Annotated in this window: 13 protein-coding genes; 4 read left to right on the forward strand and 9 right to left on the reverse strand. The window is 41.0% G+C overall.

What is annotated here, in order from left to right; genetic code table 11:
• The 5 genes from purL to AC6F75_RS00710 all read right to left on the reverse strand — a co-directional run.
• The coding region (gene purL, locus AC6F75_RS00690) for a phosphoribosylformylglycinamidine synthase (RefSeq protein ID WP_500713016.1) at nt 1-3201 on the reverse strand (3201 nt) is incomplete at its 3' end.
• Between the two features lie 465 nt (nt 3202-3666).
• Nucleotides 3667-4113 carry a response regulator gene (locus tag AC6F75_RS00695; protein ID WP_500713004.1) on the reverse strand — a complete coding sequence of 149 codons (447 nt, stop codon included), beginning with the start codon at nt 4111-4113 and terminating at the stop codon, nt 3667-3669.
• Between the two features lie 5 nt (nt 4114-4118).
• Nucleotides 4119-7601 carry a chemotaxis protein CheB gene (locus tag AC6F75_RS00700; protein ID WP_500713005.1) on the reverse strand — a complete coding sequence of 1161 codons (3483 nt, stop codon included), beginning with the start codon at nt 7599-7601 and terminating at the stop codon, nt 4119-4121.
• Nucleotides 7602-8114: 513 nt separating this feature from the next.
• Nucleotides 8115-8825, reverse strand: a complete 711-nt coding sequence (locus tag AC6F75_RS00705; protein ID WP_500713006.1) for a DUF2071 domain-containing protein — start codon at nt 8823-8825, stop codon at nt 8115-8117.
• 143 nt (nt 8826-8968) lie between these two features.
• Nucleotides 8969-9547 (reverse strand): four helix bundle suffix domain-containing protein, encoded by a 579-nt coding sequence (locus tag AC6F75_RS00710; RefSeq protein ID WP_500713007.1) that lies wholly within the window; start codon nt 9545-9547, stop codon nt 8969-8971.
• A gap of 726 nt (nt 9548-10273) precedes the next feature.
• Between AC6F75_RS00710 and AC6F75_RS00715 the strand changes: the two genes are divergently transcribed.
• From AC6F75_RS00715 to AC6F75_RS00725, 3 genes are all read left to right on the forward strand, one after another.
• Nucleotides 10274-10822 (forward strand): LemA family protein, encoded by a 549-nt coding sequence (locus AC6F75_RS00715; protein ID WP_500713008.1) that lies wholly within the window; start codon nt 10274-10276, stop codon nt 10820-10822.
• A gap of 10 nt (nt 10823-10832) precedes the next feature.
• Nucleotides 10833-11198 carry a DUF2207 domain-containing protein gene (locus AC6F75_RS00720; RefSeq protein WP_500713009.1) on the forward strand — a complete coding sequence of 122 codons (366 nt, stop codon included), beginning with the start codon at nt 10833-10835 and terminating at the stop codon, nt 11196-11198.
• Between the two features lie 115 nt (nt 11199-11313).
• Nucleotides 11314-11733: a nucleoside-diphosphate kinase gene (locus AC6F75_RS00725; RefSeq protein ID WP_500713010.1), complete on the forward strand. Its 420-nt coding sequence runs from the start codon at nt 11314-11316 to the stop codon at nt 11731-11733.
• Between the two features lie 194 nt (nt 11734-11927).
• On the opposite strand, the gene AC6F75_RS00730 is transcribed toward AC6F75_RS00725, so the two are convergent.
• Genes AC6F75_RS00730 through recF form a run of 4 tightly spaced genes read right to left on the reverse strand, consistent with a single transcriptional unit; the run spans nt 11928 to nt 14487 of the window.
• The gene (locus AC6F75_RS00730; RefSeq protein WP_500713011.1) at nt 11928-12224 is read right to left on the reverse strand and encodes a DciA family protein; all 297 of its coding nucleotides are present in this window, start codon (nt 12222-12224) and stop codon (nt 11928-11930) included.
• Nucleotides 12221-12661 carry a lipocalin family protein gene (locus tag AC6F75_RS00735; protein ID WP_500713012.1) on the reverse strand — a complete coding sequence of 147 codons (441 nt, stop codon included), beginning with the start codon at nt 12659-12661 and terminating at the stop codon, nt 12221-12223. Before AC6F75_RS00735 ends, AC6F75_RS00730 begins: the two co-directional genes overlap by 4 nt.
• Nucleotides 12662-12666: 5 nt before the next feature.
• Nucleotides 12667-13347: a T9SS type A sorting domain-containing protein gene (locus tag AC6F75_RS00740; RefSeq protein WP_500713013.1), complete on the reverse strand. Its 681-nt coding sequence runs from the start codon at nt 13345-13347 to the stop codon at nt 12667-12669.
• Between the two features lie 57 nt (nt 13348-13404).
• Entirely contained in the window at nt 13405-14487 is a 1083-nt protein-coding gene (recF, locus tag AC6F75_RS00745) for a DNA replication/repair protein RecF (RefSeq protein ID WP_500713014.1), read from the reverse strand.
• Nucleotides 14488-14633: 146 nt separating this feature from the next.
• Between recF and AC6F75_RS00750 the strand changes: the two genes are divergently transcribed.
• Nucleotides 14634-15212, forward strand: a 579-nt coding sequence (locus AC6F75_RS00750; protein WP_500713015.1) for a YfgM family protein, incomplete at its 3' end; no start/stop codon positions are given.

Raw genomic sequence — 15212 nt, forward strand, 5'->3', positions numbered from 1 at the left:
GTTTGAGAATCCGCCAACGGCAGCAATAAACTGTATGTCTTCCAGAGTCTCCCGCCCCGAAATCAAATCAGTCATATGCACATCCTTTACATCAAAACCGGCGAGGTACATGGCGTTGGCCATTTCGCGCTCGCTGTTGCTGCCTTTTTCTCTTAGGATAGCAGCTTTGATGCGCTGCTCACCCCCGTTGTCCTCACCCCCGTTGTCCTCACCCCCGGCCCCTCTCCCAGGGAGGGGGGAGTTTAGTTTTCCTGTAAAATGTTTGGGAAATTTAAACTCCAGTGGCTGATTTTTATAATTCTCAAATCGTTCTTCAGCATTTTGTTTTCCGCTTTGTTTGCGGTCGAGTAGGTGAGAGGTTTTGTACCATACATCACGCATTTCAGAAATGGTGAAACGTTCAGTCGTTGTGCCGTGTGTGATAGTTAGTGTATCACTTTCGGTTACTGTTCCTATTTTAATTGCTTCTATGTTTGCTTTCGCGAAAGCGGTTTCAACTTCATCATCATTGTTGGCTTGAATTAAAACCCCGCTGTTCTCCGAAAAAAGTATTTTAACTAAGTCTGGAATTCCCCCTTCGGGGGCTAGGGGGCTTGTGGGGAGGACTATTTCAGCCCCCAAATTATTATCTGCAAAACACATTTCCAAAAGTGCCGTAAGCATCCCGCCCGAAGAGATATCGTGACCAGCTTCGACTTGACCTTTGCGAATTAACGCTTGCAGGGTGTTGAAAGCAGTCTTGAAATAAGCGGCATCCTTCACTGAAGGTGCTTCATCACCAATTTCATTCAGTATTTGTGCAAACGATGAGCCGCCTAGTTTGAAGTTGTCTTTGCTCAGGTTGAGGTAATAAATGCTGCCTTTGTCTTTTTGTAAAACGGGCTCGACCACCTGAGTAATGGCATCACAGTTTCCTGCTGCCGATATAATCACTGTTCCGGGAGAAATGACTTCGCCATCAGGGTATTTTTGTTTCATCGAAAGCGAATCTTTACCCGTAGGTACATTGATGCCCAATGCGATAGAAAATTCTGAAACGGCTTCCACGGCTTTATACAAACGCGCGTCTTCACCGGGATTGTTACAAGGCCACATCCAGTTGGCCGAAAGCGAAACCGATTGCAATCCGTCTTTTAACGGAGCCCAAACAATGTTGGTCAATGCTTCAGCTATGGAGTTTTTAGAACCGGCCACCGGGTCAATCAAGCCCGAAATGGGGGAGTGCCCAATGCTGGTGGCTACACCTTCCTTGCCGTTGTAATCCAATGCCATTACCCCGCAGTTGTTTAACGGAATTTGCAAAGGACCCACACATTGCTGCTTGGCGACACGTCCGGTTACACAACGGTCCACCTTATTGGTGAGCCAGTCTTTACAGGCCACGGCTTCCAATTGCAATACTTGAGTGATGTAGTCTTTGATTTTTTCTTGTGAATAGCTGAGTGCAGGATAATTTCTTTCGATGGTTTGGTCGTCCATGATTGTTTTTGGCGAACTGCCAAACATATCTGCCAGTGCCAGGTCCATTGGGTTTTTACCGTCTTTGGCTTTAAAAACAAAGCGGTGGTCGCCGGTCACTGTTCCCACTTCATACATGGGCGAACGTTCGCGCTCGGCGATGCGTCTCAGGGTTTCAGTGTCTTTTTGGCCGATGACCAATCCCATTCGCTCCTGAGATTCATTCCCGATAATTTCTTTTGCCGAAAGTGTTGGGTCACCCACGGGTAGTTTTTCCAAAGCGATTTCGCCTCCGGTTTCTTCCACGAGTTCGCTCAGGCAATTGAGGTGACCTCCCGCACCGTGGTCGTGAATGGATACAATAGGGTTGATATCACTTTCGACCAAACCACGAATGGCGTTGGCGGCACGTTTTTGCATTTCGGGGTTGGAACGTTGTACAGCGTTTAGAGTTATCGCGCTGCTTAAAGCCCCGGTATCTGCTGAAGAAACAGCAGCGCCCCCCATACCGATGCGGTAGTTATCACCACCCAGAATAACGATGTCGTCACCCTCCGTAGGTTTGTCTTTTATGCTTTGGTCTTTTTTCCCATAACCAATACCACCCGCAAGCATAATCACTTTGTCATAGCCAAGCATACGGTTGTCCCCCTCCGGCTCCCCGCCAATGGGCGGGGGAGAGGTTTCTTTATGTTCGAAAGTCAAAACTGAACCTGCAATCAACGGCTGTCCAAATTTGTTTCCAAAATCTGAAGCTCCGTTGGAGGCTTTGATTAGTATGTCGAGTGGTGTTTGGTACAACCAATTTCGGGGGGCGATGTTTTGTTCCCAGGTTCTGTTTCCTTCTAATCGTGGATACGAAGTCATATAAACTGCTGTTCCGGCGAGGGGCAATGAGCCTTTACCACCGGCTAAGCGGTCGCGTATTTCACCACCACTTCCTGTGGCTGCTCCGTTAAAGGGCTCAACCGTGGTGGGGAAATTGTGGGTTTCCGCTTTAAGCGAAATCACACTTTCATAGTTTTTCTTTTGGTAAAAGTCCGGTTTGTCGGCACTTTTAGGTGCAAATTGTTCTACTGTGGGACCTTCGATAAAAGCCACATTGTCTTTATAAGCTGAAACAATGGTATTGGGATTTTCAGCCGAAGTTTTTTTGATGAGTTTAAAGAGTGATGAAGGCTGTTCCACGCCATCAATCACAAAGGTGCCATTGAAGATTTTATGGCGGCAATGTTCTGAGTTGACTTGGGAGAACCCAAATACTTCAGAGTCGGTGAGTGGGCGTTCCAAACGCTTGCTGAGTGCATCCAGATAGGCTACTTCTTCATCGTTTAGTGCCAGACCTTCTTGGCGGTTGAAAGTAGCAATATCGGTAATGTCTTTGATGGTCTCAGGAGTGATGTCGATTTTGAAAACCTCCTGATCGAGTGCGTTGTACTTTTGAGAAAGCATCGGGTCAAAGTCGGCTTCGCTTTCTTTGATGATGTGGAATTCCTCGATGCGGATGATGCCCTCAACTCCCATATTTTGGGTAATCTCCACTGCATTGGTACTCCATGGAGTGACCATAGCGGCACGCGGACCTATAAAACAATTCGATGCTTGGGCAGTGGCAGTATCATCCTGAATGAGGGTGGCGTCGCCAAAGAGCCAGTTGAGTTTTTGAATGTCCTGTTGGTTGAGGTTGTGGTGTGATTGCACCGCATAAACGGTGTGGTTTTGCTTACTGAAAAAGTGGATCATTACAGCCTTTTTAATGCGTGATTGGAACAGCTGCAAAGGTAACTTTTTTCTGTGGATTTTTTAAATGGAAGTGAATGGAAAATATGGGATGTTTATTTTCATTGTATGTCCATTTATTTTGAAGTCGAAACCACTTTTAAAGTTGTTATCAGTTAATTCTTGAATCTATTGGGGATGAAGAAACGGGGAAATTGCCTCCTACGCTATTCTCCTTCGCTATCCCCCTTCGCTAAAAAAGTTACGGAGGATAAAAAGCTTAGGAGAATGAAACAGCTACGGTGGCTAAAACAAATATACTAAAAATATGTTAAAACCCTGTTCTTTAACTATCCGGCGAAAGCAAATCAGGATTTATTTAAAGTATTCCGTAAATAAATGTAATTGGTAAAAGTACTTGTTCCCAGATTATAGGACCGGGTGAAGGGGTTATGACTAAAGTCAAATGAGCAGTGAATTTTTACGTTACTAAATCTTCAGCAAAAAATTATCCCTTATCATTGACTGGTCTTGATATTGATATGCCGTCATTACTGCTTTATCTAAAATTTGTTTGAGAACATTAAAATCATTGGGTTTGGTGATATAAACATTGGCACCATTGAGGAAGGTATCTTCCACATCTTTTTTGCTATCGGATGTTGAATATATGGCTATAAAAATATCTTTGAGTTTTTCATTGCTTCTGATTTCTTTTAAACATTCCAATCCGTTTTTGCGTGGCATGTTGAGGTCAAGGAATAGAAAATGGGGCAATTTGTGGTCTTCGTTATTGAGCCAGTCCATAAGCTCAATTCCGTCATTGACTGTGCGGACAAAGGTTTTAATTTTCAATTCTGCAAAAGCTTCTTTGAAAACAAGCCGGTCGCTTTCATCATCATCTGCAAGGATTATATAGAAGGGCTCGTTGTTCATATATTTTATTTTTTTGGTGAAACAGGAATATAAATATCAAATGTAGTTCCTTTATTCACCTCGCTTGATGCGATAATGATGCCATTGTGATGGTCAACTATTTTTTTGACGATAGCCAGACCAATGCCTGTGCCGGCATATTCTTCTTTGCTGTGAAGCTTTTGTAAGACTTCAAATATTTTGGTACTGTATCTTTGTTCAAAACCAATACCGTTATCGCCAATAGTGATTTGGCAGTATTCCTTTTGTGGTGGTAGCTCCTCTAAGTTCAATTCTTCATATTTAATATTCCGGCTTGTAATTTTTATGTGAGGTGGCCTTTTTGGGTCTGAATACTTGAGAGCGTTGCCAATGATATTTTGCATGAGCTGGCGAAACTGAAAAGGAATGATGTAAATATCGCAAATTTCTTCAACTTCTATCACTGCATTTTTCTCGGCAATTATTTCTTTAAAATCTTCTTTTATTTCCTCTATAATGATATTAAGGTCTGTTTTTTTAAATTTTCGTTCGCCGGCACTGATGCCCGAGAAGGCAAGTAAATCCTGAATGAGTTGCCGCATACGTTCTGTTTCCTTTTGTATGAGTTGGAAATATTTTTTTCCCTTGTCAGACAATTGTTGATTGTCATTTTCTAAAATGATTCCTGAAAAGGTTTGCAATTTGCGCAGCGGTTCCTGCAAATCGTGGCTGGAAACATAGGCAAATGCTTCAAGTTCTTTATTTAGGTTCAGAAGTTCTTTGTTTCTTTTATCGAGTGATTCATTGGCTACTTTTAATTCCTGTGTCCTTTTGTCAACGGCTTTTTCCAATCTTGTTTTTTCCGCTTTTCTATTGCGGATTTCTTTTAGGAGCAATTCTTTATCCCGCTGTTCTTTTTCTACAATGAGGCTTCTAACTTCAGTAATGTCAGAGATAATAAGTAGGATCAATTCTTCACGATGCGTTTTCTGAATTACACGGCTTGCATTGAGTGACATTATTTTTTCGCCAATGTTCATGAAGGTGTGTTTCACTTCATAATTATAGAATTCAGAGTTTTTTGGAATGATGTCTTCCAGTAATTTGCGCAGCGCGGGAATGTTCCATTGTTTGTTGCCCAATTCATATAAAAGTACACCTTCTGTTTGTTCTTCGGTAACACCAAAAGTGTTGTAGAATGCATGGTTGGCAGATTTTACCCTAAGGTCTTTACCCAAAACAAGCAAAGGGTCGTGCATCGTGGAAACAATGGCATTTGAATATTCATAGGATTCATTGAGCAGGTCAATGCGTGTTTGCAATTCCTGATTGCTGGTAATGAGCTCTTCGTTGGTAGATTCTATTTCTTCTTTTGAAGTTTCCAATTCTTCATTCAGGGTTTGCAGTTCTTCGTTGCTTGACACCACTTCTTCATGGGCGCTTTGCAATTCTTCGGTAAAAGCTTCCTGCTCCTGTGAAATTGAAAGCGCGTCAGCCTGTGCTGCTGCCAATTCCTGTTCCAGTTTTTTTATTCTCCGGTCTTTTGCAAGCGAAGTATTTTTTCCGCCATTTGCTTGGTGCAAATACATATCTGCTTGTTCATGTTCAGTGAAAAGAACAAGGAGCAAGGGTTCATTCCATTCTATTTCCAGCGGAACAATTTCAATACTTATAATCTTTACTGCCGATTTAATTTTTAATTCAATTCCGGTTTTAAGTATGCGCTGGTTTGTTTTAATGGTTTTTGAAATGGCACTGCGCAATTCAAAAGCAATTTCGGGGCGTGCCATTTTTAAAATATTAAAAGTGGCTTTGCCTTTTGGGTGTGTGAGGAAGACATCGGTAGTACCGCGAAACTGTACAATCTCCAAATGGTGATTAATAACCACACTTGCAGGCATAAATTCCGCGACAAGCACATCATCTATAGCTTTATCAAGTTCCTGTTGAGAAACGGAAATGTTTACCTGTCTTTTATTCCGGTTTCCGGACGGAACATTTTTTTCAGTTGCGGCGTGTTGTATAAAGCGGGGTGAAAGATCAGGTAACCTCCGTGAGCCTGAATTTGTTTTCCGGGAAAATATTTTATACTTGTTATTTGAGAGTGTAAAGAGATGGTTTGAATGGCTGATGTTTTCTGATTTGCCCAGCATTAAAAACCCATCGCTGTTTAAAGCGTAGTGAAAGGTGTTGACCGCTTTTTTTTGTGCAGCCGTATCCAGATAAATAAAGAGGTTGCAGCAACTGATAAAATCAAGTCGCGAAAAAGGCGGGTCGCTTAAAATATTATGAGGAGCAAACACACACATATCGCGCACAGCTTTGTTTACCCTAAAACTTCCATCTGCCTTTGTAAAGAAACGCTGTATGCGCTGTGGCGAAACGGTTTCAAGTTCCTGCTTGGTGTAAACACCCACGCGTGCTTTGCCTATAGCGTGTTCGTTGAGGTCTGTTGCAAAAATCTGAATAGGTATGTTAACTGTTTGTCTTTCATTAATCTCAAGCAACATCATGGCCATGGAATAAGCTTCTTCTCCTGTTGCACAAGCCGGTACCCAGATGCGCAGCGATTCACCCTCTTTTTTTCTTTTCAGTAATTTGGGGAAGAGATTCTTTTGTAAATATTTGTGGGTGTCTGTGTCGCGGAAAAATCGGGTGACATTAATCAACAAATCCTGATAAAGTATATCGGTCTCTTCATTTTTTTTGCTAAGCAGTTTAGCATAATCTTTGAGGGTGGTGAGTTTGTACAACAACATTCTGCGAATGATGCGCCTTTTGATGGTGTTCATTTTATACTCACTAAAATCAACTGCTGTGGTTTTATACAATTGATTGAGAATTGATTTTAAATCAGGATTGCTGTTGTCAATCAAGTCCTCACTATCTGCTTTTTTACTTTTGCCTTTAACAAACGGGTGCTTGCTTAATCGCGCCAATTCGAGTGCAATTTCTTTGGGAGATAAAACAAAGTCAACCACGCCTGCTGCAATAGCAGAGTGGGGCATACTCGTAAATTTTGCAGTATCGTCTTGTACAAAGGTTAATCCACCTTCATGCTTGATGTCTTTGAGTCCCACTGTGCCATCGCTTGCACTGCCTGAAAGGACAACGCCAATCACTCTTTCTTTTTGCGCCTGGGCAAGTGAGGAGAAAAGAACATCGATAGAAATGGCTGTAGTGCTTTCTGAACGGGAAATTAATTTTATATGTCCGTCTGTGACTTCAATGCCTTTGTTGTAAGGAATCACAAACACATTATTGGGCTTGATTTTATCCATGTCATCAATTTCCTGCACCTTCATTGTTGTCTTCTTCGATAAAATTTCAGTCAACATGCTTTTGTGGTCAGGGCTGAGGTGCTGCACATAAATAAACGCCATGCCCGTGTCAGGAGGAAGGTTTTTTAATAACTCCATCATAGCTTCCAGCCCACCGGCAGATGCGCCAATGGCAACAACGGGAAAATGGCCTCGTGATTTCCGAACAGGCTTAGACTTAGTGGATTTTGGCTTGCTATTTTTCATTGTAATTTATGCGATGAGATGGTTGTGTAAATCTAAGAACATTTCACCAACATGTTTTACACATTTATTAGGTTTATATGCTGTAAGGAAATATTATAGATCACTCATTTAATGACCCCATAAAGTTAAGGATGTTTGACTGCATTAGCTATTTTTTAAGCAATTATGTTAAAATCCCCGCAACTTTGTCCTCCGTAACAAGTGAAGGAGGAAGGCGGGAAACCTTTAGGTTCAACGAAGTTAAATTGAAGATTCAGCGTAGCTAATCTCGTTAATTAAAGGTAAAAGCCCCGTCTCATTTGTCATTCCGACGAAGGAGGGATAGCACCCTGTTGCTCAGGTGCTGTTGCTCAGTAGCGCGTGCTCACTCAGATGCGACCCCTCGTCGCTCGTGCCTCGCTCTGTCGGCGTGACAAAAACTGAGTATTTTGTCATTCCGAAGCGTAGCGAGGAATCGCACCCTGTTGCTCAGGTACAGCAGCTAAACTGAAATTAACCACTGTTTTCCAAACTCTACTTTATCACCCGCTTACCCTCCACAGTAATCTCAGAACCCTCAGCAAGCATGACAGAGTGGGGCTGTTTTGAATTCAAAAATTCAAATTGTTCACCATACACTTTGCCAAAATCCACTTGAATATCATGGTTTTCAACTTGGTAAGCACTCCATTTGGGGTGTGTCACTTCATATTCATTGGTTTTGTAATCATTGACCTTGGCATAGCCCCAGTAATGTTCTGTTATAAATTCTGTGATACTATCAGGTTCAATTTTAAAAGCCTCTAAACTCGCCTGAATGCTGAATGAATTTCTAACCCATGATTTCTCCCAATGATATTCAACAAGCCTGTGGTTTTCATTTTCGCTCCAAATATGACCCATCGGCATGGTCTCATAATTCTCGTTGTACATGGTATTGGCCACAAAAGTCAATGCTCTTTTGGGGACTATTTCTTTGATAAAAACAACACCCCGTTTCCATTCCCCTTTTTCGAGTCGCTTGACATAGAAGCGCAAATTGACTTCCTCAAAGTCAATGTGGTAAGGAATTTTAATGCCCAATAACCGGGTATTTTTAAACATAAACCCCACCAAACTCACAAAACAGTTGCCCTCCCACAAATCCAATTCAGTGCCAAACGGGAGATATGGAGTTAACAACTCTTGGTCAATGCTGTAATTTGCAATGGCCAGTTTTCTCCATTCTGCTTTTAGGAAACTCATAGTTTTAATATTTTCTTGTCTCACACTTTAGTCCTATTCTCTTCCCACCGCTACCGCACCAGACAATGCCTGCGCCACAAGAACAACAGAATCTTTCACGCAGTCGTTGGAGTCCCTGTTGTCCCTTTAACCATATGGTCTCTTTAACCTCTTTTACGTTGTTCAATCCTTGCCTTGGTCATTCGTTCTCTTAAGCCGCCTTCTTTTAAGAAAGCTGTTTCAAGTGCTTTAATTTGGTTGTTCAATAAATAGCTTACTACTTTGATAAGGCCAATCATCACATTGGCGCAAATTTCAGGGTTTTCATTTTCAATGCCTTTTTTAAAAGTCTCATAAGTTGCATTGGGTGTTTTGTTGAGTTCACGCAGTCTTGCTACCAAACGGTGTTCTTTACCCCAAATTTTATAGTTGTTCTTTCTTATAAAATCTTCATAGTCTATTTTCAATTCTTCTAAAGATGCCCGGGCAACGTTGGTTAATTTAATTTCGAATTCTTTTGATGTTCCTGAACCCATACTGGCTTCAGCAATATTTTGTTTGCCACTTCTAGCTGCTTGTACCATTTGGTCAATTGTACGGTCATATTTCCTGAAAAATCGGTTGGTAAAATAAATCGTACCGTCATAGATGATTTCAGCTTTTTGATAAGTAATCAAATTGCGGTAACCACCGTGTTTTGGGATAAAGCCTTCTTTATTTTGTTTTTGTTCTTGTTCTTCCATTCGTTTCTTAAGGGACTTAAAGGACAATAGGGACTTTTACGCAGGGGTTTTTCTTCCTGATTCTTTTTTTAAATTTTCTACTAAATGCTTTCTTTCTCTTATGGGGTGGGGTTATTGCCTCCTTCGCTAAAGCTATGGTGGCTAAAACAAATATAAAGAAAATGTTAAAACACTCATAGTATTTAAACTACAAAAACGGGTTGAGACTATATTACGATTTCCCTCATTTCTTAATTTTTTTCCACGATTGTTCCACACTCCTCCCACATTCCTTCTTAAAAATCGATTTTTTAAAACCCTCTCTGGAACATGACTGGGAGAAAACTGGGAGAAAACCACCCTTTTTTTGACCAAAAGGGTCAAATGGTGTCAAATGGTGTCAAAAGGGGTCAAAAAGGGTCAAATGGTGTCATGGGTATACAGGGTATTGTTTTTTTTTGTATGGGTGATGTGACGGGGTGATAAGGTGAGGGGGAGATGGGGCGACAAGGTGACACCCAGTTGTTTGTCATTCCGACGAAGGAGGAAATCGAAGATTCAGCGTAGCTAATCGCACCCTGCTGCTCAGGTGCTGTTCCTCACGTAATGTCGCTCAGCAGTACGTGCTTACTCAGATGCGACCCCTCACATTCGTTCGGGGTGACAAAGAAAATGGATTGACGTGACGATATTCACCAATAACAAAAAATTATATACCTTTAAACTGCAAAACTAAACCCCATTAATATGGCCGTAGTCATTATTTCGCTTGTCATCCTTACCCTTGTTTATTTTATTTATACATACAACTACCTGATTCGTCTGCGCACCATGGTCGAGGAGGCCTGGAGTGGAATTGATGTGCAGTTGCAAAAGCGCCATGACTTGATTCCCAATATTGTAAAAGTGGTTCAGGGTTATGCTTCGCACGAAAAAAACCTTTTTGAAAGTATCACAAGACTTCGCACTCAAGGAATTGAAGCCGATAATGTTAAAGAACAGGAAGCCGCAGAGGTTGGCCTTTCCAAAGCATTGGGAAGCCTGTTTGTAGTAGTAGAGAATTATCCTGAATTAAAGGCAAACCAGAATTTTCTGGAGTTGCAAAAAGAACTGGCCACCGTGGAGCACGACCTGCAACGCGCCCGCCGTTATTACAACGGTAGTGTGAGAAACTACAACATTCTTATTGAACAGTTTCCCTCCTTGCTGGTCGCCAGAACATTTAACCACACCACCCGCGACTTTTTTGACATTAAAAATGAAACCGAACGTTTAGCACCTGTCATTAACCTTTAAAAGCCCGATGATGAAAAAAGTACTTTCCCTATTGGTTTTAATTTTTTGTTTAAGCAACGGTTTTGCCCAGGAGCGCATCCTTGCTTACCATTCACAAATCAAGGTGGAAGAAAACGGCGATTTGCTGGTGCGTGAGGACATCACCGTTCGTGCAGAAGGCAGGGACATCAAACGAGGTATCTACCGTTCATTCCCCACCAAGTATAAAGACAAAATCGGTACGCGGTTTAATGTGGGCTTTGAAGTGGTTGAGGTCCTCAAAAACGGCACTTCAGAACCCTTTTTTACCGAAAAGCAAGGCAACGGGGTAGTGGTATATATAGGCGATAAAAACACCATGCTCGCTTCGGGTGAGTATGCTTATACGTTGGTGTAGGATTGGTGGAAATGTAATACTGTATTCTAAAATTATTTCAAAAAACACCGGTTATTTTCCTTGTAAGATTCACATATAAATGACTATTTTTGCGCAAAAATTTAAAAAGAGAACAATGGCAACAAACAGAACATTTACCATGCTTAAGCCTGACAGTGTGGAGAAAGGAAACACAGGGGCAATACTTCATATGATCAATCAGGCCGGTTTCCGCATCGTGGCGATGAAGATGACCCAAATGACCACAGCTGATGCGCAGGCGTTTTATGCTGTTCACAAAGAGCGTCCTTTTTTTGGTGAATTGGTTGAGTATATGACCCGCGGACCCATTGTTGCTGCCATACTTGAAAAAGAAAATGCCGTTGATGATTTCAGAAAACTGATTGGCGCTACCAACCCTGCCGAAGCTGCAGAAGGGACCATCAGGAAATTATATGCTGCATCGATTGGCGAAAATGCCGTTCACGGTAGTGACAGTGATGAAAACGCTTTTATTGAAGGCGCGTTCCACTTTTCGGGAAGAGAGATGTTTTAATCTTTTAGTGTTTATATATATGGAAAACGCCGCAATTTTGTGGTGTTTTTTTTTGGAGATTTCACTATAGCCACGAAGGCACTAAGGCTCAAAGTTTCACTAAGACTCAAGCGATTATAAATCAAAACTTTGTGCTTCTTAGTGTCTTGGTGACTTTGTGGCTCTTTTTATTTCCACATTATAGTGTCCCTTTCTTATCTCAAAACGATTTCTTTGATTATCTCTTCACCCAGTTCTTCGTTCATCAATTTGATGATTTTTTGCTTGCCGTAACTGAGCTCCTCCCGTAGCACGCTTGAACTGAGTTCTACATAGAGTTTGTTGCGATTCAGTTTGACGTTGGTGGTGTATTTTTCAATGGCGGGACCCATCAGGTTGTTCCAGGCGTCAACCACCTGCACCTGCTTTAAGCCTTTGTCCAGCTTGTTTGCTGAAACAAAATCTTTCAACACGTCTTTGATGGATGCTTCTTCTCCGTGGCGCTTTTTCATTCGATCAGGGGTATATTTTCAAAACGTTTGTAAGTATAAACTATTCCATTTTCATTTTTGACAACCAGTTTGTTTTCATCAGCTTTTATCACGGTTTCCGTCCATTGGTCAAAAGGGGTGGAGTAGAGCAACTGCACTTTGTTGTCATGGATTTCGACTAAAATGGTTTCGGCATCATCGTTAATGAGATAGGTGCCATCTGGTTGTGGAGCTACTTTTTTTCGAAAACCCTTGTTGTCGTCGATTTCAATATAATCCACCAGCATATTCATTGTATATGTTTTGTGTTCGCCTTCAGCAGAAGTTACTTCCTCAATCTCCCAATAGCCGGAAATGTGAGCAAGGATTTCATCAGGGTTTTCCTGTTTACACGAAAATGTAAATAACAGCAAACAACTGAGAATAAGCGGGTAAAGGATTGATTTTCGCGTAAGCATAAGCATTATTTTTTTATTATTTTCTTTACAGTAAAGGCATCTTCAGTATGCAGTTTTAAAAAGTAAATTCCGGATTTAAGGCTTGATAAATCGATTGTATTTGTATTCCCAATTTTTGATAATACCTTTTTACCAAATGCGGAATAAACTTCAATTTCTGTAAGTTGAATAGTGTTGGTGTTAAGGTATAAATTTGACTTTACGGGATTTGGGTATAAGGTAATCTTGTTTAATAAAAATGAGTTTGTTGAAAGCGGATAATCCTGAAATATTGCAGCACCCATTAAGGGGTTTTCGATGTAAAGTATAAGCCCATTATAATTGCTTGTAATTTGGTAATAGCCGCCTCCATTCATGAAACTGAAATAACTGTCTTCAAACGAATTGTGAATTTGAATACCGCAATCTGCAGTTGTATATGAAAACGCAGTAGTTTCAAAATCATTAGGATAAGGAAAAGTTACAATACCTTCAAAAGAATTGCAAGCTCCTTCTCCCATAAAGGTAAAATCCCCTAAAATTTCCATGTATGGCTGAATGGCAGGACTAATTGCTGAAACATAATAAGGTGTAGCCAAATCTGTGGTTTGTACAAATGTTAAATACCAAGTTCTCACCAAATCGGGATCCTGAGAATAGACCTGAAAACTCCAGCATACTGTTATAGCTAAAAGGAACTTTTTCATTTTTTGGTTTGAGAAATTAATACTGATAATCCAAAGTTACAAAATATTGAGACGTACTTACTCCAACCGAAACATTTTATAGGTTTGATGTACTTTTTTAACAATGGCCTCAGTGCGCTCGGGGTGGGTATCACTGATAAACAATTGCCCGAAGTTTTCACGTTCCACCAGGGTGATGATTTGCTCGACACGGCTTTCGTCCAGCTTGTCAAAAATATCGTCCAGCAGGAGTATGGGGTTGACATTGCTTCGGGCTTTTAAAAAATCAAACTGAGCCAGTTTCAAAGCGATGAGGTAAGACTTTTGCTGCCCCTGCGAACCAAATTTCTTTATGGGGTGCCCGTCAATTTCAAAATGTAAATCGTCTTTGTGAATGCCCACGCTGGTGTATTGTAAGGCTTTGTCTTTAGGGTAGTTTTGTTGTAAAAGATGGAGCAAACTGTCCGTTTCAAGTTGGCTGCTGTACACCAAATTCACTTGCTCATTGCCGTTGGAAATGGATTGGTGCCTTGGGTTAAAAATGGGGATAAAAGTTTCAATAAAAGCTTTTCTTTTTTGGTAGATCCCGGTGCCGAGTTCGTGTAACTGGGTGTTGTAAATTTCCAGGGTGTCGTTGTTCCGGGTGTTATTTGCGGCAAAATATTTTAGAAGGGCGTTGCGTTGTGCAAGCACTTTGTTGTAAGCAATCAGCGTGTTGAGGTATTGGGAATCGCCTTGTGAAATGACGCCATCCATAAATTTTCTGCGGGTGTCGCTGCCTTCTGTAATCAAATCGCGGTCAGCCGGGGAAATAATGACCAAAGGAAGAAAGCCCACATGGTCTGCAAATTTTTCATATTCCTTGCCATTGCGCTTGATGATTTTTTTCTGGCCTCGTTTGGCACTTATGATGATGCGCTCGGTTTTTTCTGCTTTGGAATAAGTACCGTCTATGACAAAAAATTCGGCCTTGTGGTTGATGTTTTGGGTGGTAATGGGGTTGAAATAGCTTTTTCCGAAAGAAAGATGATATACAGCATCTAATACATTGGTTTTTCCCACCCCATTGTTGCCCACAAAACAGTTTATTTTGTGGTCGAGGTCAAAATTTACGGCTTCAAAGTTTTTATAGTTGAGGAGGGAAAGCTTGGTTAAATGCATAAATTACTGAAATCTTGATGGTTATATTCTGAATACTTTCCGCGAAAGCGATTATTAAGGGTCTGCAAATTATTGAAAAATAACAAATATTTTAGCTTTCAAATTATAATAAAAATTTTATTTTTGCCCTTCATTAAAGAATTATTATGGCAACATATAAAAAGAGAGGTCACAAGCCACAAACTAAAGAAGAAAAACAATCTGCCTTAGAAAAGGAAAGCACAACAGCAGAAGTGTTTAACACGCTGGATGAAAAGGCATCAAGAACCGAGGAGTGGGTTGCTAAAAATCAAAAATACATTTACATCATTATTGCAGTTGTGGCTGTGGTAGTGTTGGGATCACTGGCTTACAACCAGTTTATACAAAAACCAAAAGAAACTGAAGCTGCCAACGAAATGTACCAGGCGCAGATTTATTTTGAGCAGGCACTAAACGCACAGCAAAAGGATTCATTGTTCAACCTTTCACTTAATGGCGGTATGGGTAAATATGGTTTTCTGGATATAATTGACAACTATGGCGGTACAGATGCTGCCAATATTTCAAGATACTATGCCGGTATGGCTTATATGCACATTGGAAATTACAAGGAAGCCATCACACACCTGGACAAATATAAATCAAAAGATGAAATCGTTGGGCCTATTGCTAAAGGAAACATTGGTGATGCTTTTGCAGAATTGAACCAACTGGAAGATGCATTGGGCTATTACAAGCAAGCA

It is taken from the genome of Planktosalinus sp., assembly GCF_059864935.1.

Coding starts and splice junctions, on each gene's coding strand:
- AC6F75_RS00695 (WP_500713004.1), bottom strand. CDS start 4,113: ATGAACAACGAGCCCTTCTATATAATCCTTGCAGATGATGATGAAAGC.
- AC6F75_RS00700 (WP_500713005.1), bottom strand. CDS start 7,601: ATGAAAAATAGCAAGCCAAAATCCACTAAGTCTAAGCCTGTTCGGAAA.
- AC6F75_RS00705 (WP_500713006.1), bottom strand. CDS start 8,825: ATGAGTTTCCTAAAAGCAGAATGGAGAAAACTGGCCATTGCAAATTAC.
- AC6F75_RS00710 (WP_500713007.1), bottom strand. CDS start 9,547: ATGGAAGAACAAGAACAAAAACAAAATAAAGAAGGCTTTATCCCAAAA.
- AC6F75_RS00715 (WP_500713008.1), top strand. CDS start 10,274: ATGGCCGTAGTCATTATTTCGCTTGTCATCCTTACCCTTGTTTATTTT.
- AC6F75_RS00720 (WP_500713009.1), top strand. CDS start 10,833: ATGAAAAAAGTACTTTCCCTATTGGTTTTAATTTTTTGTTTAAGCAAC.
- AC6F75_RS00725 (WP_500713010.1), top strand. CDS start 11,314: ATGGCAACAAACAGAACATTTACCATGCTTAAGCCTGACAGTGTGGAG.
- AC6F75_RS00730 (WP_500713011.1), bottom strand. CDS start 12,224: ATGAAAAAGCGCCACGGAGAAGAAGCATCCATCAAAGACGTGTTGAAA.
- AC6F75_RS00735 (WP_500713012.1), bottom strand. CDS start 12,661: ATGCTTACGCGAAAATCAATCCTTTACCCGCTTATTCTCAGTTGTTTG.
- AC6F75_RS00740 (WP_500713013.1), bottom strand. CDS start 13,347: ATGAAAAAGTTCCTTTTAGCTATAACAGTATGCTGGAGTTTTCAGGTC.
- recF (WP_500713014.1), bottom strand. CDS start 14,487: ATGCATTTAACCAAGCTTTCCCTCCTCAACTATAAAAACTTTGAAGCC.